This window comes from Rubrilithobacter danxiaensis (assembly GCF_047272945.1).
GTDB lineage: Bacteria > Bacteroidota > Bacteroidia > Sphingobacteriales > Sphingobacteriaceae > Rubrolithibacter > Rubrolithibacter danxiaensis.
Map to the genome: position 1 here is coordinate 203,926 of NZ_JBKOPS010000001.1, position 21,655 is coordinate 225,580.

General features: G+C 38.8%; 19 protein-coding genes. 5 read left to right on the forward strand and 14 right to left on the reverse strand.

The annotated features are described in order from the left end of the window. Positions 1-190 precede the first annotated feature (190 nt). Positions 191-913, forward strand: coding sequence for a YoaK family protein (locus ACLCDL_RS00840; RefSeq protein ID WP_423146092.1), 723 nt, complete (start codon positions 191-193; stop codon positions 911-913). A gap of 15 nt (positions 914-928) precedes the next feature. On the opposite strand, the gene ACLCDL_RS00845 is transcribed toward ACLCDL_RS00840, so the two are convergent. Then, positions 929-2,806 carry a chloride channel protein gene (locus tag ACLCDL_RS00845; RefSeq protein WP_423146093.1) on the reverse strand — a complete coding sequence of 626 codons (1,878 nt, stop codon included), beginning with the start codon at positions 2,804-2,806 and terminating at the stop codon, positions 929-931. A gap of 249 nt (positions 2,807-3,055) precedes the next feature. On the opposite strand from ACLCDL_RS00845, the gene ACLCDL_RS00850 reads away from it, so the two are divergent. Both ACLCDL_RS00850 and ACLCDL_RS00855 read left to right on the forward strand, forming a co-directional pair. Further along, complete coding sequence (locus ACLCDL_RS00850; protein ID WP_423146094.1) at positions 3,056-3,751, forward strand: Crp/Fnr family transcriptional regulator; 696 nt, start codon at positions 3,056-3,058, stop codon at positions 3,749-3,751. Between the two features lie 204 nt (positions 3,752-3,955). After that, positions 3,956-5,380, forward strand: coding sequence for an MATE family efflux transporter (locus tag ACLCDL_RS00855; RefSeq protein ID WP_423146095.1), 1,425 nt, complete (start codon positions 3,956-3,958; stop codon positions 5,378-5,380). Between the two features lie 73 nt (positions 5,381-5,453). On the opposite strand, the gene ACLCDL_RS00860 is transcribed toward ACLCDL_RS00855, so the two are convergent. Together ACLCDL_RS00860 and ACLCDL_RS00865 are read right to left on the reverse strand one after the other, a co-directional pair. After that, positions 5,454-6,554: a family 20 glycosylhydrolase gene (locus ACLCDL_RS00860; protein WP_423146096.1), complete on the reverse strand. Its 1,101-nt coding sequence runs from the start codon at positions 6,552-6,554 to the stop codon at positions 5,454-5,456. Between the two features lie 116 nt (positions 6,555-6,670). Further along, complete coding sequence (locus ACLCDL_RS00865; protein ID WP_423146097.1) at positions 6,671-7,627, reverse strand: M28 family metallopeptidase; 957 nt, start codon at positions 7,625-7,627, stop codon at positions 6,671-6,673. Between the two features lie 128 nt (positions 7,628-7,755). Between ACLCDL_RS00865 and ACLCDL_RS00870 the strand changes: the two genes are divergently transcribed. Next, entirely contained in the window at positions 7,756-8,658 is a 903-nt protein-coding gene (locus ACLCDL_RS00870; RefSeq protein ID WP_423146098.1) for a PIG-L deacetylase family protein, read from the forward strand. A gap of 622 nt (positions 8,659-9,280) precedes the next feature. Here the strand turns inward: ACLCDL_RS00870 and ACLCDL_RS00875 are convergent. The 11 genes from ACLCDL_RS00875 to ACLCDL_RS00925 form a co-directional block, all read right to left on the reverse strand. Further along, on the reverse strand, positions 9,281-9,901 hold the full coding sequence (locus tag ACLCDL_RS00875) for an FMN-binding negative transcriptional regulator (protein WP_423146099.1): 621 nt from the start codon (positions 9,899-9,901) through the stop codon (positions 9,281-9,283). A 40-nt stretch (positions 9,902-9,941) separates the two neighbouring features. Further along, complete coding sequence (locus tag ACLCDL_RS00880; RefSeq protein ID WP_423146100.1) at positions 9,942-10,169, reverse strand: hypothetical protein; 228 nt, start codon at positions 10,167-10,169, stop codon at positions 9,942-9,944. 21 nt (positions 10,170-10,190) lie between these two features. Continuing rightward, the gene (locus ACLCDL_RS00885; RefSeq protein ID WP_423146101.1) at positions 10,191-10,775 is read right to left on the reverse strand and encodes a pentapeptide repeat-containing protein; all 585 of its coding nucleotides are present in this window, start codon (positions 10,773-10,775) and stop codon (positions 10,191-10,193) included. Positions 10,776-10,834: 59 nt separating this feature from the next. After that, positions 10,835-11,458 carry a GyrI-like domain-containing protein gene (locus ACLCDL_RS00890; protein ID WP_423146102.1) on the reverse strand — a complete coding sequence of 208 codons (624 nt, stop codon included), beginning with the start codon at positions 11,456-11,458 and terminating at the stop codon, positions 10,835-10,837. 129 nt (positions 11,459-11,587) lie between these two features. After that, positions 11,588-13,369, reverse strand: a complete 1,782-nt coding sequence (locus tag ACLCDL_RS00895) for a PAS domain-containing sensor histidine kinase (protein ID WP_423146104.1) — start codon at positions 13,367-13,369, stop codon at positions 11,588-11,590. Positions 13,370-13,430: 61 nt separating this feature from the next. Then, a complete protein-coding gene (locus ACLCDL_RS00900; RefSeq protein ID WP_423146105.1) occupies positions 13,431-14,060 on the reverse strand; it encodes an HAD family hydrolase in 630 nt (209 codons plus the stop codon). An 87-nt stretch (positions 14,061-14,147) separates the two neighbouring features. Continuing rightward, positions 14,148-14,909, reverse strand: a complete 762-nt coding sequence (locus tag ACLCDL_RS00905; protein WP_423146106.1) for an SDR family NAD(P)-dependent oxidoreductase — start codon at positions 14,907-14,909, stop codon at positions 14,148-14,150. 70 nt (positions 14,910-14,979) lie between these two features. Next, positions 14,980-15,390 (reverse strand): helix-turn-helix domain-containing protein, encoded by a 411-nt coding sequence (locus ACLCDL_RS00910; RefSeq protein WP_423146107.1) that lies wholly within the window; start codon positions 15,388-15,390, stop codon positions 14,980-14,982. A 32-nt stretch (positions 15,391-15,422) separates the two neighbouring features. Next, positions 15,423-16,751, reverse strand: a complete 1,329-nt coding sequence (locus tag ACLCDL_RS00915) for a dihydrolipoamide acetyltransferase family protein (protein WP_423146108.1) — start codon at positions 16,749-16,751, stop codon at positions 15,423-15,425. Between the two features lie 42 nt (positions 16,752-16,793). Continuing rightward, complete coding sequence (locus ACLCDL_RS00920) at positions 16,794-18,044, reverse strand: competence/damage-inducible protein A (RefSeq protein WP_423146109.1); 1,251 nt, start codon at positions 18,042-18,044, stop codon at positions 16,794-16,796. 3 nt (positions 18,045-18,047) lie between these two features. Continuing rightward, the gene (locus ACLCDL_RS00925) at positions 18,048-20,648 is read right to left on the reverse strand and encodes a putative LPS assembly protein LptD (RefSeq protein ID WP_423146110.1); all 2,601 of its coding nucleotides are present in this window, start codon (positions 20,646-20,648) and stop codon (positions 18,048-18,050) included. Between the two features lie 125 nt (positions 20,649-20,773). On the opposite strand from ACLCDL_RS00925, the gene ACLCDL_RS00930 reads away from it, so the two are divergent. After that, positions 20,774-21,640 carry an N-acetylmuramoyl-L-alanine amidase family protein gene (locus ACLCDL_RS00930; protein WP_423146111.1) on the forward strand — a complete coding sequence of 289 codons (867 nt, stop codon included), beginning with the start codon at positions 20,774-20,776 and terminating at the stop codon, positions 21,638-21,640. Positions 21,641-21,655: the final 15 nt, after the last annotated feature.

Sequence of the window (21,655 nt, forward strand, 5' to 3'; positions counted from 1 at the left end):
AACTACTGTACAAGAGTTCCAATCTTATGTACAATAGGAAATAAGAAGGTTAAAATGGATGTTTAATAAAAGCGATGGTAAAAAATAAACGGTAGCTTCTGTAACTGTAATAAAGTTCAGAGAATTGCTGCTACTATTTGTGCAGTTTTAAAACTCTTCTAACTTTGATTACTTTTCTCAATTATAATATATGTTCAGGCACAGGGGTAAAAGCAGAACATTTTTACATAACCTTAAGTTAGCTTCACTTCTTTCTTTTGTAGCAGGTATCGTAAATGTCTCGGGATTTTTTGCAGTACAAACATTAACAACGAATGTAACCGGGCATTTTGCCTTTTTTGCTGATGAGGTTATTAAAGCGGAATTTAATAATGCCTTAGTCTTCATGTCCTATATCTTTTCTTTTTTTCTGGGAGCATTTATGTCAAATACAATTATTGAATGGATTCAGATGAAGAACCCAAGATGGATAAATGTAATACCAGTGACTATAGAAATACTTATTTTAATTTCAATAGCTCTTTTAGATCATAAAGCCATTTTAAAACATGCAAGCTTTGTTGCCTGCGGCCTGCTTTTCGCCATGGGATTGCAGAATGCGCTAGTTACCAGTATCTCAAATTCTGTTGTTAGAACCACTCATTTAACCGGTTTATTTACTGATTTGGGAATAGAACTATCCCAATTATTCTTTTATAAAAAACCTGAACAAACTAAAAAACTTAAATCATCTATAAAATTACGAATGGCAATTATTGCTTTCTTTTTTACAGGATGCCTTGTTGGCGGCTATACTTACCTGGTTACAGGCATGTACAGCCTGCTGCTGGGTGCCGCATGCCTGATTACAGGTCTTATTTATGACACGGTAAAATTTAAAGTAGTAACACTAAAGAGAAGATATCTGCATTAACATCGCCTCTGTCAATTAGCTTCGACCCATTTTAATCAGTCTTCTTCCCTGTATTAATACTTTTATCCGCTGTCTTCTTAAAGACAGGTTTGCTACGGCTTCCTGGTCTTCACGTAGTCGGTGCTTATAAGCCGTTATAATATCTTTATAGGTTAAAACTCCGGTTACTGTATTCTTTTTTGATGAGGAGGTTACCGGAACAAGTTCTTCTTCTGTAAGGGCCATCAGTTCTACCGCCCGTGCCAGGTTATCGCTGGATCTTACTGACAAAGAAGTTTTCTTTACCAGCGATGAAACAGGCAAATCTGCCTGCTGATTTTTATTATAAATATCTGCTATACTTAAAATTCCCATAAAGGCTTCCTGATTATCAACCACCAGAAAATGATTTTCTGATTGTGGATTGTTTTCAAGGAAATCTCTTACTTCCTGAACCGTATTTTCTGAACTCAGTACCAGCGCATCCTCTTTTATTACATCAGATACAGTAAGCTTTGAAAGAATATCCGGCTCGTAGGAAACGGGAGTATTTATTCCTCTGCGGGCAATTTTTTCTGTCATTATCGTATTTTCCATAAAGAAAAACGATACCAGGTAAGACGCAGTACAAGCGCCAAGCAATGGAAGTATGGCATGTGATTGCATAGTAGCTTCCAGTGCAAAAGTAATACTGGTAAGGTATGCACGGGATGCACCGGCGAACATGGATGACATTCCTATCAATGCCGCCATCGGAATCGTTATTCCCGAATCCGGAAAAATACTGTTTATTATTGTACCAATAATAGCCCCTCCGGCACCACCTATTGTCAATAAAGGCGCTAGTGTACCACCTGACGTACCGCTGCCCAGCGCAATAGCCCAGGATAAAAACTTAAAAAAGAATAAACTTAATACTAAGGTTAAAGAAAGGTTTCCTGATAAAATACCGGTAATGTTATCATAACCCACACCCAAAGTATGGGGAGCAAAGTATCCTACAATACCTACTCCAAGGCCTCCTATTGCAGGCCACCACATCCAATGAACCGGAATTTTTTCAAAAGCATCCTCAATATAATAGACGATTTTAGTTATTCCAAGCGACAGAAACCCTACTAAAATTCCTATAAAACTATAAATAGCTAAAGCCAGATTAGAAGGTGTTGCCAAATCCGGCATAGGAAATACCGGCCCTGTCTCAAATAATAAATGGTGTCCCGCTGCTCCCGTTATGCAGGCAAGTGCAACAGGCAATATTGCCCGCGGAGAAAACTCAAACAACAAAAGTTCAATAGCTAAAAAAACTGCCGCAATGGGAGTACCAAATATGGCCGACATACCTGCTGTAGCACCTGCAGCCAAAATAATTTTCCGTTCGTTGGAAGTAATTTTAAATAATTGGCCCAATGTAGAACCCAACGCCCCGCCTGTTGCAATGATGGGTCCTTCTGCACCAAAAGGTCCACCTGTTCCGATAGCGATTGCAGAAGATAAAGGTTTTAAAAAAGTGATTGAAGGCTTAATCCTGCTTTGATTGACAAGGATCTGTTCCATCGCCTCCGGAATACCATGTCCCCTTATAGCTTTTGAACCGTACAACGCCATAAAACCCACTATAACGCCTCCGATTACAGGAATAAGAATTACCCAGTAACCTAAATGATTATCAGCTGGACTATGAAATCCTAAATCAAATGAACCATAAAACGAAATATTGGTCACCAGATTGATCAGGGAAACCAGAACCTTCGCTATAACACTTATAGCGGCAGCTACGATAATCGCAAAAAAAGAAATTTGAAGAAGCCTCTTTTTTAAGAAAAAATCTTTCTTAGAGTCATCTTCAGCATTCTCTATAGAATTTAAGGTAGGAGAAATTGGAATTCCGCTTTTGTATGTAGGATTTTTCATATTTACTTTAATGCCGTGAGTGTGTTGAGCCGGCTTGTTTTTGAGGTCGCGAAATTACAAAATATTAAAATTATTTAAAAGAAAACTATTGTTTTAATAATATTTTAATGACTTTTATAACAATAAAATTTAAAATTTATATTGTTTTCGCAAGGATTTATACAAACCGAACCTCCAACAATTAATAGCAATCTGTTAAATAGAAACCAATATTTATTTAACATTGGCCTCTGAAAATTGATTTAAAAGATGAAAGAATCTGACAAGCTGTGCGACCTACAAAGCTGTTTTTTATGTCAATACAGTTTAAAGGAATGGCTACCTGCAATTGGTGTACACAAGAAAAATTTTCTTGTAAAGAAAGGACAGCAGCTCTTCAGAGAAGGCGATCCGGTAAATGGAATCTTTTTTGTTTATAAAGGAAGTGTCAAGGTGCATAAAAAATGGGACAGAGAAAAAGAGCTGATTATACGATTTGCCAAACGGGGTGATATTGTAGGACATACCGGCCTTGGTGATAACCCTGTTTACCCGGTTACTGCTACTGCAATAGAACCTTCAGTAATATGTTATTTAGAAACTGATTTTTTTGAAACTACCCTCCAGGTTAATACAAACCTCACGTATAAACTGATGCGTTTTTTTGCTAACGAACTGCAGGAATCAGAAAAAAGAATGCGTAATCTGGCGCACATGTCGGTAAAGGCACGTATTGCACAATCGCTTATTACATTAAAAACTCAGTTTGGCCTAACTGAAACAGGCTTTATTGACATTGAACTTACCCGCCAGGACCTGGCTTCATTTGCCGCCGCTTCTTATGAAACACTTTTTAAAGTAATGAATGATTTTGTTCATGATAAACTTATCATAACTACAGGTAAAAGTATCAGGATAACAAATGAAGAAATGCTGTACAAATTGGTGAAAGAGGATAATTTATAACTATACAAATACACAGATTATTTCACAATTGCTTTTTCTTTCCCTCTTTAAAAGAATTTTTGTTCTATATTAGCGCCCTTAGTTTACGAACCATGATAGTGATAGCTGTCCTCCCTGTACATTAGGGCAAATACTTCTTTTAAAACCCACACAGCAGACATACTAAGTAAATCTGCTTATTTCTCACATTTTTATTTTTCAAACATGACGCAGTCTAAATTATTTACAGACAAGCTATCGGCTTTTTATTCAGCAATAAAGGAATCACTCGGAGGAAAGGAAATTGATTACACAAAGGGAAGTATCAGGAAGGGAGTAATATTACTTGCCATTCCGATGATGCTCGAAATGGTTATGGAATCTGTATTTGCCCTGGTTGATCTCTATTTTGTCGGCCATCTCCATAACAGCAGCTATGCTATTCAAACAGTAGGATTAACAGAATCTGTTTTAACAATTATTTATTCGCTGGCAATTGGAATCAGCATGGCTGCCACTGCTGTTGTTGCCCGAAGGGTCGGAGAAAAAGATCCAATAGCAGCAGCTAAAGCAGGCGTACAATGTTTATTAATTGCTATTACCATAAACATCATCATTGGTATTATAGGTTTTATTTTTGCTGCAAAAATTCTGGAATTAATGGGTGCTTCACCCGAATCAGTGCAATACGGCACTCCCTACATCCGGATTATGATGGGAAGCAGCCTATTAATTATGCTGCTGTTTTTAATAAACGGAATTTTCAGAGGAGCAGGAAATGCGGCTATGGCAATGAAAAGTTTATGGATTGCTAATATTATCAACATCTTACTTTGTCCGCTTCTTATAAATGGTTTTGGTTTTATCCCCGCTTTTGGGCTTACCGGTGCGGCGATGGCCACTACTATTGGCCGTGCTTCGGGTGTGGTTTACCAGGCATATCATTTGTTTAACGGAAAGAGTACTTTAAAGATGAAACTCACCTATTTCTCGCCCGACTGGAATCAAATTAATGCCTTAATTAAAATTGCCGCTCCCGGTGTATTTCAATTTGTAATAGCTTCATGCAGTTGGATATTCCTCGCTCAATTAGTTGCAACAACCGGAGGGGATAACGGTTCAGCCGGATACCAGACGGCTTTACGTTTACTGATGTTTTTTATGCTCCCGGCTTGGGGATTAAGCAATGCTGCTTCTACCATGGTAGGACAAAACATGGGTGCGGGACTTTTACAAAGAGCGGAAAAAGCAGTTATCCAGACTGCCTTTTATAATGTTTCTTTTATGGCCTTTGTTACCATAATCTCATTTGCAGGAGCAGACCTGTTTGTTTCTTTCTTCACAAATAATGAACATGTGAAAGAAATAGCAGTACAGGCAATACACATTATGAGCCTGGGTTATATTTTTTATGGTATAGGAATGGTGCTTATTAATACCTTTAACGGTGCCGGAGATACCTGGACGCCCACCTGGATCAACTTCTGTGGCTTCTGGCTTTTTCAAATTCCATTAGCATACCTGTTAGCCCGACATTTTGAGCTGGGCCCTCAAGGTGTTTTTGTAGCCATTCCGGTTACCGAAACCTCCATAACCATTGCAGGGTATATCCTATTTAAAAAAGGTAACTGGAAAAAAGTAAAAGTTTAACAAAAAACAGTGGCTGGGGGCCACTGTTTTTACATTAGCTATTTTCAGGAAGCTGATCTTGTATCGCACAGGATCAATTCAACTTGTTTATCTCATCAAAGAGCTTCCTGAAACAGTTCCACTCTGTTTCATCACCGCCTTTGTCATCTTTTTTATTATTGTAGAAGCCATCAAGAAATCTTCCGCTGTCTGACCATACCGTCTGGATTACTCCCTGCATACGATTTTTTATTTGCTCTGAAGATTCTTTACGGGAATTCAACATATCGTTCAACTGGGCAATAGCTACCTCTGGTTTTCTCCACGGACAAGCAGCAACATTTAATCCTTTTACCGCAAAATAAACAGGAGTTTTATCAGGTCGTTCATAATGCCAATCGCAGATCATCACATCTTTCGGAATCAAATCTACCGCCCGATAAGTGTTATTAAAACTTGCTTCCCACTCGCCTAACCCGGTCGTTTTGCCATCAATCAACCGATCGCCCCATATCCATAATTTCCGGTTAGAAAGAGCCAGGTGATTACGGATTGCACTAACTTCTCCGGCAAACAATTCTGCTTTGTCACGCCCCTGGCATCTGGGGCACTTTTCATCGCCGATATAAAAAACTTCGTCCATACCAGCATGAAATGCATCTGTTTCAAATACATCACAAATCTCGTCCATTAAATCAAAAACAACTTTATGTACTTCCGGATGAAGAGGACAATAACTTTTGCAATATAACTTATCCTCGTTAGGCCATGTGTATTTTGCAGGCATTTTTACATGAGGTGTTTCATCAAATTGAGGATATACGCGAAGTAAATTATAAACAGTTTCTGCCCACGACTGATGTCCAAGAAGATTTATTTGCGGTATAACTTTAATTTTATTTTTAGCGCAGGCTTCAACAATCTTTTTCACATCCCTTTTAGAGAGCGCATTACTGTCTCTTAATTCAGGGTGAGATTTAAACCGGTAATTAAAATCAACACGCAAAATAAGTGTATTCACCTTGCGTGGACCCAGTTCCTTATTAATAAAATCAATAAACTGAGGCAAGCGTTCAGATCGGGGAGCAACAATACAAAATCCTCTTACTGGTAAAATAGAGTCTAATTTTTCTTGTCCCGAGCTTGTAAAAGCTGACAGAAAAAGCAACAGAATTGCCGATACCGATTTAAGCATGAACAGGTTAGTTTAGGTTTATATATTGAACATAAATATACTACAAAAACTTACCGGCGGTTATAGTTTGAATTCTTTAGCTTGTCAATTTTTAGTTACAGTTTTATCCCCAAATACTAATCCTGTTTAATAAAACTGATAGGCTCATTACGGTTAGCAATGGTAAAAAGCGCCTTATATATATAATCGCACACCTGTTTTTCACCCTGTACATTTATTAAACCAGCAACATCTTCGGGAGTATGGTACTGCGGATGGCCGCCAGTATGTAAACCTATTACAGAAACGTTTTTCCGGTAAAAAGACACATGATCAGAACCACCTACAGAACCGGCATGAACAACCGGATTCAATCCAAACTCTTTCCCCAGGTTGTTCATCAGATCAACACCGCCCGAAAAAGTACCTGCTCCACCCATAAATATCTGCTGCTGATCATTTAGCCGTCCTACCATATCCATATTGATCATCAGCTTAATCTGAGAAAGCGGAACCAATGAATGCTCTGTAAAGTATCTTGACCCTAAAAGTCCCTGCTCTTCTGCCCCAAAGGCAATTAATATAATACTGCGTTTAAGCAGCTCTTTGTTCGCGGCAAGCTTCTCTCCTATTTCCAGCAGGGCCGCGGTTCCGCTGGCGTTGTCATCGGCGCCGTGATGGATGGCCGTTGTATCCGGTTTTTTAGATGAAGCTCCTCCCATACCCAAATGGTCATAATGAGCGCCCAGTACAATATATTCTTTGCTTAAAAGCGGGTCGCTACCTTCTATAACTCCAACAACATTATATGTTTCAACAAACGGAGTATCAATAACTCCTTTTTTTACCCTGAGTTTAGCTGTAAACTCCTGTAAATAACCCTTTTCAAGAGGTTTAATTCCCGATTTTCTGAAGTCTTTCGCTATATACCTGACTACCCGCTTATTTTCTTTGGTTCCGGGGTAACGGCCTTTATTTTTATCGGAACTAAGAAAATTAATATGACCTTTAATTTCGGATGTAGTAACAGCCGTTTGTGAATAAGAATCTAAGCAGGCTAAAAGAGAGAATACTATTAAAACTGAAAATCGCATACATTTTAATTATTTCGCAAATGTAACAGTAAAAAAATGATGTTTTCAGCAAACAGCAAAGCTATTTCATGCGACTATTTTGTCTGATGAAAAATGTAATTTATATTGTATCATATTTACAGTGGATCATGAATAAAAATTTCATTAACAAGCTTATTCCTGTACTCGTGCTTTTATGCATTAATATATTAACAACTAATGCTCAGTCAGAAAATAAAAAAATACGTGTAATCATGATTGGTGCTCATCCGGATGATTGCGACCAGGATGGCGGAGGAACCGCGGCGCTTTTTTCGTCAATGGGCTATGCTGTAAAATTTGTTTCAGTAACCAATGGGGATGCGGGCCACCAAACTGAAAAAGGAAGTGCTTTAGCCAGAAGAAGACTTGCAGAAGCACAGGAAGCCGGAAAAAGATTTGGAGTAACATACGATGTGCTGGACAATCACGACGGACAATTATTACCTACACTGGATGTACGCTTGCAGCTTATTAAAAAAATTCGTGACTGGAATGCGGATATTGTAATTGCGCCGCGTCCCAACGATTATCATCCCGACCATCGCTACACAGGTGTACTTGTACAGGATGCTGCTTATATGGTTGCCGTACCCAATATTGCTTCCGACGCTCCTCCTTTAAAAAAGAACCCGGTATTTCTGTATTTCCAGGATTTTTTTCAACGTCCGAATCCTTTCCGGCCTGATATTGCTATTGATATTGATAAGGTATTTAAACAAAAAATACATGCAATGGATGCCCATGAATCGCAAATGTATGAGTGGTTACCCTGGATAGGCCATTATTTACAAAATGTGCCTGAAGAAAAGCAAGAACGCGAAAACTGGCTTGCAGAAACACGGGCGGTAAAGATCACTCCCGAGGTTAGGAAATCACTTGAAAAATGGTATGGTAAAGAAAAAGCTTCGCAAATTAAAAACGCAGAAGCATTTGAAATTTGTGAATATGGCAATCAACCGAAAGATGATGAAATCAGAAGATTATTTCCTATGCTGAAATCAAGCCATTAATCTCTTCAAACAAGAATATATCTTTTAAAAAGTTATACAGCAAGACGTCCGGAGGTATAAAAATTAAAATCCTGTAGCGTTATCTGAAAGCGGAGCGTACTTAGTATAACAACCACACCTAAAAATGAAAAGATCTCTTATATTCCTTGGCTCTCTGATTGGTATAACATTCGGCGCATGCAAAAAAAAACGAAAAATACACCGATCTGAATACTACTCTTTCGGGTAAATGGTATCGTGAAAATGAATGGAACTCTAATTCCATTTACCATGCTGAATACAATTTTAAGAACGACGGCAATGTTGAAATTGATGGTAAAGTTTTAGACTCGGACACACGAAACCTTCTGGGATATCTTTCCAGAACAACAGGTAATTATAAAATCAACGGCGACAGTTTAATTTTCTTCAACTTAAAAAGTTTTCATAAAGCTGATTATTCCTTGGCACAGCCGGGCGAACTTGTACAAGCAAGCAACGACGGCAGGTATGCGGTAAAGCTTTCCTTTAACCCCGAAAAAGACAGGGTAACAATTATTTATGCGCCATGCCCACCTAATGCAAATTGCATAGGAAGTCAACAACTTTTCAGAAGTAAATAAGCTGGTTTAGAAGCATTTGTTTATTCTTTATTCACTAAATTCTCTTTCATATAGTCAGCTATCAGGCGCTCGTTTCCATTGGTACTGTGTTTGAGGCTCTCTATTACCCGTAGCCGTTCACTTTCCGTTTTATTCTGGCTGAGTTTTTTCTTCCCCTGTAAATCCGTTACAACAATCTCGAAAGCGACTATTCCCTTTAACATTTTCAACTTATAATCTTCAGGCAAGCTATCCCATTGTTGTTTGTATCCTGCTTCATAAGTGGTAATAGTATGTTCAAGAACTGCCAGCATTTGTTGGGGTTCGGTAATCAGCCTCGCCTTTCCGTAAGCATGAACAGCAATATAATTCCAGGTTGGAACATTTAACTCCTTTTCATAGTTTGATGGTGAGATATAGGCATGAGGCTCCGCGAAAATTATGAGATTTTGATTATCTGTAATTTCTTTCCATTGTTCATTCGCTTTTGCAAAATGAGAAGTTAAAACAACCTGATCGTTCTTCGTAGTAATAATAAAAGGCAAATGTGTAGCTACAGGAGAATCATCTTTAACTGTAATAATAGAAGCAAAGCTGAATTTTTTCATAAAGGAAACTATTTCTTCCTTGTCAGCCATTAAAAAATTCTTAGGAATATACATGAATGAAAATTTTAGTATAACACTGTAAAAGTTTCTTGCATCAATATTGTGTAAGTCTCCAGTCCAGCTGGTCAATCTGGTCTCCGATTAACTGTACATTTTCAGCTGTAAGTTCTTCTTTTGAATATTCCTCGAGCATCCAGCCGCTTTGCTCCTTTCGTATATAGCCAATAAAAACATTATCCATGGTAATTTGATAAATGTTTTTCTTTACCTGTTTTGCCTTACATAATTTGGTACCACTAAAAGGTATGAGATGCGTTTCCATTTAAGAGCAGAGTGAATTTATTTAATTGAAATCGTTTTCTATAATAATATTGTACTTGAACAAAAGGCCGGCAAGACTATCAGAATGGAATTTCGCTTTTGCCAGTGTATTATTTTCAGGATCTATATTAAAGTTATAAGCCGTAATAAAATCGGCACCTTTAAGCACGGTACGGCTGAATATCGTTCTGTTCAGGTCGCATTTTTTAAAAACCGCATTGGTAAGATCTGCTTCGGTAAAATCAGCCTCTGTTAAAGAGGATTCTATAAATTTCGTTCCCTTTAATTTCTTTTTATGGAATATGGTATAATTAAGAAGGCATTTTTCGAAATAAACAGAAAAGGAAAAATCTTTGCAGGAACTAAAATTTACACCTGTGATTTTACAATTGCGGAAACTGACATTTTGAAATCCTGAATTTGCGATTTTAGTCAGTGATAAGTTGCAATTATCAAATTCGCAATTTATAAACAACTGATATGAAAGCTCAGCATAAGCAAGATCACAATTTAAAAACCTGCAACTCTCAAACACACGTTCCTCGCCCTGAATCTCTTCCGGTGTTGCATTCTTAAAAACAATATCTTCGTCAATTTTCTGATCCATACAAGCAGACTACTTATTAATGCTTCTAAAATAAGTAAAATCCGACATCTGCCTTCTTTTTATTTGATAGGTTCCCTCAATATTGTTTTTAGTTTACCCGGAGCGGTTTTAGCAAAATCAGACAAATAAATCTCGTGGTGAAGCCCACTCTTCATGAGTTTATGTTTTTGCATAAACTCATTCATTTTTGCAAGTGTTTCCACTTCTTTATTAAAAGGGCCAGTGTGGAGCATCTGAACCGATTTTCCTTCATTCATGCTAAACAATTCAACTTCCCTTGCAAGCAGCATTTTCTTTTTCCAGAAAACCGTTTCAATTGCATTTTCAATATCTTCCCTGGTAACAAAATCGGGCATTCTTATTAACAGCCGGTACTCCCATTCTGCCCTCGGTACTTTTAAGGCTGCTTCTGTTATTGTTATTTCCTTATACTTTTCTTCATCAAACCACCACAAAGCCTCCAGTTTTGCAACAATAAAATCGCTTTCTCTGGCTTTTAAAATAAATTTAACTGCATAGGCGATAGAATATAATGCCTTAATTTTGAGTTCGAATATTTTTTCTGAAGGATCTCCCTTACCCCTAACAGATAGAAATTGCGCTGCCTCAACTTGAACCAGTTCCGGTTCGTTTTTCGCCGAATAATAACTTTTGTACGCCTTTGACAAATTAAACTTTTCCATTTTTTGCTTTTGTCGCAAAGAAAAAAGCTATAATGACAATCCTATGTCAGCAGGAGAACCTAGTAATTTTTTCAGGGGCAGAACTAAGAAAACCAGAAAGAATAAAGCTGAATGTACCCCTAAGCCAATTCATCTGCTTGTTATCGGCAGCTTAAAGTAAAAGACAGATCCTTTACCGGGCTCACTTTCCATCCAGAAGTAACCATGATGCCGGGTAAGAATTTCGGAAACAATATACAAACCGAGACCTAAGCCTTCGTATTTCATTGCTGTTGAATCAATCCTGTAAAAGCGGTCAAATATTTTATCCAGGTTTTCTTTTTCAATACCAATACCAAAATCCTGAACTGTTACAACAATGAAATCACTTTCTATGAAAGAATCTACAAGGATAGAATTACTGCCGGGAGAATATTTAATTGCATTGGAAAGCACATTGGTCATTACCTGCTCCAGCCGATATTTATCGCCTTGAAATGTAACAGAAACAGCATTTTTTATTTCGATGATATGGCTGCTTGTTGAATGCTGCATTACTTCTACACTTTCTTTGAGCATGGCACCAAAATCAAAATAAGTAAGATTATAGATTAATTTCCCCGCAGATATTTTAGAAACATCAAGCAGTTCTGCGATTAAACTTTCCAGTTTTTTTAACTGATCGATGCTTTTATTGATAAAACCCTGCTGGTCATCTTTCTGCCCTAAAATCTGCAGATACAACTTAATACTTGTTAACGGAGTTTTCAGCTCATGGCTTGCCATACTTACGAACTCGTCCATTTTTTTGAGCTGCGAAGCGCTATGCTGTTGCGCCATTTCCTGCTCGGTTATATCTGTAAGTGTACCCAGATAACCTAACTCATCTTCAAAAAAAGGCTGACCGATTGAAAGAAACCAGCGATATTCGCCATCACTTCTTTTAAGCCTGAACTTAGCACGATAAGGAGATCTCGTTTGCAAGCATTGCTGATATTGCTGTTTCTGTAACCCGGAATCATCAGGATGAATGGATGCTCTCCACCCAGCCCCATAACTGTCTTCTACCTTAAGGCCCGAGTAAGTTTCCCATTGGTTACTGATATAATTTACAACACCCTGGCAATCCGTTTGCCAGATGAAAAGCGGTGCATTATCGGCCAGAAAGCGAAAATATTTTTCATTCCTTGCTGTTATCTCCGAAACCTGTTTCTGATCATGAGTATCGGTACAGGTTCCAATCCAAAGCCGGATATTGCCTTTATTATCCCGCATGGGTTTAGTGCGACTTAGATGCCATCGGTAAACACCATTGCCGTCACGCAGCCGGAGCTCCATTTCATAACTAAGCCCCTGATGTATATTATTTTCATAAGCCTTTCTAACAGATCCCCGATCATCCGGGTGAATAAGTGTCCAGATCGAATTCCTTAACTCGTCTGTTGTATTTACACCCGTAAATACAAACCATTCTTTATTATAGTAATTTGCCTTGCCATTAATATCTGCAGTCCAAACCTTATCAGGTACCGATTCGGCCAGAAACCTGAAATACTCTTCCTTTTCCCGGATGTATTTTAAACTATTTAACTGAGCTTTTGCAATTAACAGCAGCATGATACTTGTTAAAGCAATTAAAACACTGATAGAATAGGAATGATGAGGTATAAAAAGAAAAAGATCAGGGTTAAAGAGGATGATAACGGAAACAATGCAAGCAAGAATTAACGCGAGTACAGCAGAACGAAGCCCGCTATAAATGGCGCACAAAAGAATGGCAGTCAGATAAAGTGTATATGGAATTTTAGAGCCTAAACCGGCGAAAGCATAAAATTTTATTACGGTGGCACTCAGGACCAGGATAACGGGCATTCCATATTCCAGGTACCCGGATTTCTTTTTATAAACCGGCAATTCGTTAAACTTCCACATTAACAGTCTATAAATATATCGAATTTCCTTAGAATGTGATATTTCCGGTTTTACCCTTACTCTATGCTTTTAAAATAAATCCTACTTCTTCTAAACTTTTACCTTTAAATGTTGCTGTTTTTATGTCATCATAACGGCCTGTTTTATCAAGAAGAAAACTTTTAAGTCCCAATTCGCTGGCGGCTTTTATTTCAGATTCGGGGTCATCTCCTACCACAAGAATATCTTCCGGATTGAACCTGTATTTATCAATAAGCCGCTCCATTATGTCTTTCTTAGTATCACTGCTCCTGTCCGGATCCACTATACAGATTTCTTCAAAATCACTTTCAATACCCAAACATTTAATTTTGCTTTGCTGGAGTTTCAGAAAACCAGTAGTCAGTAGAAACTTTCTTGCCTTTAATTCACGAATAAAGTTATAATCGTCATAATAGGTCATCTTCTTTTCGAAAACAGCATTGCGAAGCAATGTCATTGCTTCTTCTGTTAGTTGGTGTGGAAAATTATACTTTGCAGATACTTTTTGAAAAGGTATCCGCATAATATCCTGTTTGGCATCATCAATAACAGAATGTTCTAACTTAAATCGTGAATCTGCCAGTAAACTAAACAAGGGCGAGAATAATTCATCCGCTATTGAGCTGACGGGATAAATGGTGTTATCCAAATCGAGTATTAAAGTAAGCATCAAAGGAAATTTTTGTGATATTAATAAAAAATAACCAGTGATGCTTTCTTTTTGTGTTTTAAACCTGAGAGATCAGAAGATTGAATATTACAAAAACATTCCTCCTGAGGCTTCAATTCGTTGAGCATTTACCCAGCGTGCATCTTCTGAACATAAAAACGCAATTACTCCCCCGATATCTTCCGGTTGCCCTACCCGGCCCAATGCTGTTTGTGCCGACATGTATTCGTTTAAATTAGCATGAGATTCAAATGCCGATCTGGTAAAATCTGTTTCTATTATTCCCGGAGCAACAACATTGGCGGTAATCCCTCTGCTGCCTACCTCTTTGGCAAGATATTTTGTAAAAACTTCTATAGCCCCTTTCATCGAAGCGTAAGCTGCATATCCCAGGGTGGTAAAGCGGGTAAGGCCTGTAGATATATTAATAATACGGCCTGAGTCTGCAAGCAGTGGTAATGCTTTCTGAGTTAAAAAATAGACGCCTTTAAAATGTACATTAAAAAGGCTGTCGAAAGCTTCTTCGGATGTTTGCGAAATTAAAGAAGCAGCATCAATACCGGCATTATTTATCAGGTAATTAAATTTATCAGTATCCCAAACCTCCTTTAGTTTTTCAGACAGCGTATTAAAAAAATTGTCGAAAGAAGCTGTATCGGCCACATCCAACTGTATTGCCAGTGCCTGTTGCCCTTTCGCTTTAATTTCAGAAACCACTTCCAGCGCTTTGTCTTTTTCGGCACGATAGGTAATAATTACATCTATACCTTTATCTGCTAATTGTAATGCCGCATTTCTGCCAAGGCCACGGCTTCCGCCTGTAATTAAAGCAATCTTACGTTGAGTCATATTTTTATCAGTTAAAATCATGCCCAAAAGTAGCGGCTGTTTTTAACCGAATTCTGGTGAGTGTTTCAGTTTAAATGGTGACTGTTTCAGTTTTTTTACTGTATTTCTCCATCTGAAACTGTTCCCGGTATTGTTTTGGAGTTTTACCCGTGAACCGCTTAAAGAATTTGGTAAAGTTAGAAGGATCAAAAGTAAGCAGGGTAGCAATTTCTGCTATAGTCGTGTTATTTTCTTCCAGCATTGCCCTTGCTATGGCTGTAAGCTTTTCTTCGAAAAAATAGCAGGGAGCTTTACCTGTAGTTAGTTTAATGGTGTTACTGAGATGCGTTGGATGAATATGCAGAATATCGGCGAAGTCGCGTATTTCAAACATCTCGATAGTACGCCCTTCCACAACATCTGATAAATGCTTATCCAGTTCGTGCAAAAAAGCAGAAGTTATTTCATGCTGCCGAGCAAGTATTTTCTTAGGCAAATTCATACGTTTATAATTTGCTCATTGGGTCACATAAGTTATACTTCCTGGTTAATATCCCAGGCTTCCATATAGTCAGCAATCCGGCGTAAAAATGTTCCTCCTAATGCTCCGTCAACCACCCGGTGGTCGTATGAAAGCGACAGGAACATCATGTGCCTGATCGCAATAACATCACCCGCTTCTGTTTCTATAACCGCTGGTTTCTTTTTGATGGTACCGATAGCCAGGATCGCTACCTGTGGCTGGTTAATAATAGGAGTTCCGATAATATTGCCGAACGAGCCGATATTAGTGATGGTAAAAGTTCCGTCTTTAACTTCATCAGGCTGCAGTTTATTGGTACGGGCCCTGTTGGCAAGATCATTCACAGTTTTGGTTAAACCGACGATATTTAACTGATCTGCATTGCGAATAACCGGTACGATCAGATTTCCTGTGGGAAGGGCAGCTGCAATGCCAATATTAATATCCCGCTTTTTAATGATCTGAGAACCATTAACCGACACATTCACCATTGGAAAATCTTTTAAAGCCCGGGTTACGGCTTCAATAAAAATTGGCGTAAAGGTAATTTTCTGGCCTTCACGCTTTTCAAATGCCGTTTTTATCTTATCACGCCACTTAACAATATTGGTTACATCCGCTTCAACAACAGAAGTAACGTGCGGAGCAACCTGCTTGCTCATTACCATGTGGTCGGCAATGATCTTCCGCATCCGGTCCATTTCTATAATCTCATCTCCACCCGTAATTGATGCAGCGGGTTTTGAAACATTATTTATAGTTTCACTACTTCTTTGTTCTGTCAAATCTCGGCTAGCAGAAGCTGTTTTCTTAGCCTGATTGTTGACATAATCCAGAATATCCTGTTTAGTTACCCTTCCTTCTGCACCGGTTCCTTTGATGTTGTCGAGCTCTTGAGGCGAAATACCTTCTTCAGCGGCGATACTTTTTACGAGGGGAGAATAAAACCGGGAAGTATTCTTTAGATCAACTGAAGCCCCTGCTGTCTGCTCACGCTGTGCAATTTGCTCAATACCCGGAATTACCCGATCTTCTTCCTGCTTTTCTTTTAGCGATTCCTTTGTATCTGCTACCCCTGATGGGGTTTCTTCATTTTCTCCTTCAATTTCGATTAACGCAATTACATCGCCTACCTGGGCAACTTCATTTTCATTAAATAAATGCTTAACCAGTTTCCCGCTAACCGGCGATGGCACTTCAGAATCAACTTTATCTGTGGCTATTTCCAATACTGCATCATCTGCTTCGATCAAATCGCCGGGTTGCTTCAGCCATTTTGTAACAGTAGCTTCGGCAACACTTTCGCCCATTTTCGGTAGCACTAATTTATATTGAGCCATAGATAAAAATTGATTTATTGTGAGCAAAAATAACGCTTTTTGTTAAAATGCCTGTTCTTGGCGAAGTAAATTATAGAGCATGGTAAGAGCGCTGATTGCTCCACGTTCAATATTTTGTGTACGACGATTTCCAAACTGAAATCTTTTCGTTACCACTCTGTTTCTATTTGCTGCTGCTATCCAGACAGTGCCTACCGGTTTTTCTTGCGTCCCTCCATCGGGTCCGGCTATACCGCTTATGGCTATTGAATAGTCTGAATCAAAATTTTTTACAGCCCCGGTCGCCATTTCTCTGACCGTTTCTTCGCTTACTGCTCCAAAGTTTTCCAGGGTATCTTCAGACACGCCCAGCACTTTCATTTTTAACTCATTTGAATAAGTAACTGCCCCTCCGAGATATACCGTACTGCTACCCGGGTGCTGGGTAATAAGATGAGAAATATACCCCCCTGTACAACTTTCCGCGACAGCTAAAGATAAACCTGCACCCTGCATCGCGTCAAGGACGACTTTTTCAATTGGCTTATCTTCACTCGCAATAATGAATTCACCTACTTCGTCAGTTATCTTTGCTGCATACAAAGCAATTTCTTCCCTTAATTTACTTTCGTTTCCTCCGTATCCGCTTAGTCGTAAGCGTACCTGGCCCAATTTTGGAAGATAGGCCAATTTAATATATGGAGGGAGTGAATCCTCTATCAGCGCAATCTTGTTTGCCAGAAACGACTCACCAATTCCTGCAGTTAAAATAGTATGATGAATGATGGCAGGTAATTGAAATCGCTGCTTTAAACGCGGAATCACTTCCTCCTCCATTAAATACATCATTTCAAAAGGTACACCCGGCATAGACACATATATTGTATCCTGGTTATCAAACCACATTCCGGGAGCAGTGCCATTTTTATTTAACAGAACCTGGCAGTTTTCAGGAACGTCTGCCTGTTGCAGGTTGGTTTCAAGTAAAGGTGCCTTGTACCGCTTAAAAATTCCTTTTACATTTTCAAGGGTTGCATCATCTCTTTTAAAACCTACTCCAAAATATTCCGCCAAAGTTTTTTTAGTAATATCATCCTTTGTAGGCCCTAAGCCGCCGGTAATAAGGATAATATCAGCCCTTTGCGAAGCAGCTTTAAGAGAGTCAAGGATATGAGAACGATCATCTGAGGCAGAAGTTATCTGTTTAACGCGGATGCCAATATTGTTTAACTGCCGGGCTATCCAGGCAGAATTCGTATCCACAATCTGCCCGATCAGGATCTCATCTCCTATGGTAATAATTTCGGCTAACATGTATCAAAAGTTATTATAATAATCCCGACGCTTGCTAAGTTTTAAATCCTGTAAAATATTAGCACGAACCCGAAGGTCTACACTGTAACTTTTATATCTTCCAAAAGGCACCCAGTTAATTGAAAGATCCCAGCAATGGAGATCACGATAGATGGAAAAGTTAGTAAAACTGAACTCATTTCGCTGAATATCGTAGTTGGTATTGTATTGAACCTTCCATTTAGGCGTAACGCTTAAATCTCCCCTTAAACTAACCGTACTGGTAATATCAGTTACATTTCTTGCAGTTCTGGTATTTGTTGTGGTGTTAAACTCTGATTCTACTCGTTTTGAATAATTAAAATTCAGCGAAGCTGAAATATTCCAGGGAACATTAAAATCTACAAAAGCATTGGGGTCGCGATTTATCATATCCAGTTGTTCCCGTTGCTGTTCGGTGATATTCTGTTTGTTCTGCTGACTCTCAATGTTTTTGTCTCTCGAACTAATAGCGGAGGAGTTCAGGCTAAAGTCTGTAGAAACATTAAAGTTTGTAAGGCGGGGAATGGTGAGACGATCGATTTCCACACCCTGCGAGTTAGTTTGATAAGGATTCAGTATCCCACTGAAGGTAAGGCCTAATTTCTTCTTAAAAAAGGAAGTCCGGCCGGAAAAACTTATCGGAGAAAACTTAAATGAATCTGCTAAAAAATTATAACTCCCGCTAAAACTAAGTCCTTGCAGAATATCTATTTTATCAGAATTGCCGGATTGATTCGCGGTTGTATCAGAATTACTGTTGTTTGTCGGACGTTTCTTTCCTTCAATATTGTTATCCAACGAATAAGTAAGGCTTCCTGAACGTCCTGAAGATATCCCACCGTCCTGAAAAATAGAATACCTGCGAATGTTCCCATAATTGTCTCTCACGAGTACACCGGTTTCGTTCCTCAGTTCTTTTGTGAATGGGAAACTACTGCCCCCAAAATCAGGGGTATAACTAAACCCAATGCTCGGAGTAATTACATGGCGAATAGCTGCCAGTTTTCCGCGTTTAAAATTCTTTATACCGTACAATTTGGTTGAAATAGAAGAACTGTAGCTATAGCGGTAAAGACGAGCGAAGCCCTGTATAGTATCGGTAATTTCGGTTTCCTGAGTCCGACTGTTGTAGGTTTGACGGATAGTTTTAAAATACCAGTCTTCGTTATACGGGACACTCAAGCTAACCTGAAAATACTTCAAAGCGTTTAAAGATAAACTAACCGGAATTGAATGTTGAATCCGGGTATCAAAATCTTTTAAACTACTTTTTTTGAATAATTCACTTTCTTTCGTACTTATTGAATTATCTCCCAGTAAATTATACCCTACCGAGATTTTTTGATACCATTTCTGTTCTCCCGTCCGGTTCTTTGAATCGAAGGGATTAAAAGTACTTACGGCTAAATTGAACTGCGGAAGATTCAATTCAATGGTTCCTGCACTGATATCCTGCCTGTGGCTTAAACTGGAAGTGAAGTTAACCCTGCCATCGGCGAACGTTTTACCGTAACTGATGCTGGAACTCATTGAATTACGGGTTATCTGATCCATATTGTAAGTACCGTTTGCTCCTGTATTGGAGAAATACGCTCCTGTTCCTACGTTTACACTGGCACTAAACGTTGTTCCGGGATTGGCTTCCTGCCGCTGGCTGTGCGACCATTGTAAATTGAAATCCTTATTTGCTTTATTACTCGCCGTTCCTTCAATTGCACTGGCAAGTTTGGTTGATGCAAACCTGAAATTCAGACTCCCGTCGTATTTATAATTTTTCCTGTAACGAGCCAGCAAATTAGCCTCATACGACCCTTTGCTATACAGAGACCCTTGTACTGTTGCATCCCAATAATCGTTTAAGCCTATATAATAGCCCAGGTTGCGCATAAAAAACCCACGGGCAGCCTCCTCTCCAAATGTGGGAAACATAATTCCCGATGCTCTTTTATTTGCTTTTGGAAAGAAACCAAAAGGAACGCCTACCGGAAAAGGAATACCCTCAATTACCAGGTAAGCCGGACCTGTAACAATATTTTTTTCGGTTACTATACCTTTTGTAATGTGAATACCGAAATGTGGGTGGGGTAAATTACAGGTACTATAAATGGCGTCTTTCAGAGATACTTCGTTATAAGGATTCTTTTTTGACTGTTTCGCCTGGATAAATCCGCCTTCTACTTCAGAAAACGTTCCAAATGTCTTTCCTTTCTTGGTTTTGAAATTAAAAACAAGCGAATCTGTTGTAACCGGAGGCTCGCTTCCCTGTTTAAAAATCGGTCTGCCGTGGTAACGGTTTGTTTTAGGATCAAACCTTCCTTTTGCAAAAATGGTATTATTCTTCTGGTCAAGGCTAATGTAATCGGCATCCAGTTCAAGTCCTTCGTATGAAACCCGTCCCTGCCCGTATAGGTAAACAATATTGCTGTTCCGGTCAATTCTTATAGAATCCTCAGCACTATATTTTACTTCTGCATTTAAACCTGTGGCTGTAGAAGAAGTCTTCTTTAAGGTATCAGTTACTATGCCAGATGTATCTGTGGTATCAGCTTCCGACTCTTTGTTCACTCCGGTATCTTGTGCCAAAAGATTTGAACCTAATGGTAACAAAAGAATCAACATTGCGTATCTCAGAAAAAAGCTCTTTATAAATTCCAAATTTGATGATGAATATTATTTTTGCAGTATCAAAAAGCAAGTTTTCAAAATTAATGAAAATTATACCATTGAAAAGATCGTTTTACTGTTTAATCTCTTTATTGCTGATCCTTCCGCTGGTATCGTTTGCAAACGTATCTCCGGCACCGCCTTATAAGATTAAGACCATCGTTATAGATGCAGGCCACGGAGGAAAAGACGGCGCAACCAGAGGCCAGATCTCAAAAGAAAAAGACGTTGCTTTACAGGTTGCTTTACGCTTAGGCAAAGCTATTGAAAGCAATTTCACTGACGTAAAGGTAATATACACGCGTGATGAAGATATTTTTGTTCCTTTGTATGAACGGATAGGAATTGCGAATCGTGCGAAAGCGGATCTTTTTATTTCGATCCATTGTAACTCAATGCCGATTAAAAGGGTTATTACAGGCTATAGAAAAGATTCGAAAGGGCGCAAAGTTCCCATCTATGATACACGGCAGAGTACTTCCACCCGCGGGGTTGAAACCTTTGTTTCCGGTTTTGGCCGACTTGACGAGCAGGATATGGCGATACGGGAAAATGCATCTATTCTGTTAGAGAAAGACTATAAGGAAAATTACGAAGGTTATGACCCTAAAGATCCAGAAAGTATTATCATTTTCTCGCTGATGAAAAATGCCTATCGTGAGCAAAGCATTCGCCTGGCTACGCTGATGCAGGATGAATATGTAAAAACCGGCAGGATTGACAGGGGAATTAAAGAACAAAGTCTGGCAGTATTGGCAAGGGCAGGTATGCCAGCCGTTTTAACAGAAATCGGTTTTATAAGCAATCCGCAGGAAGAAGAATACATGAACTCGGACGATGGCCAAAACGAAATTGTGAATTGTTTGTTAAATGCAATTCAGAACTATAAGAAACAGGTAGAACAGCGATAGCTACCGGTAAATTAA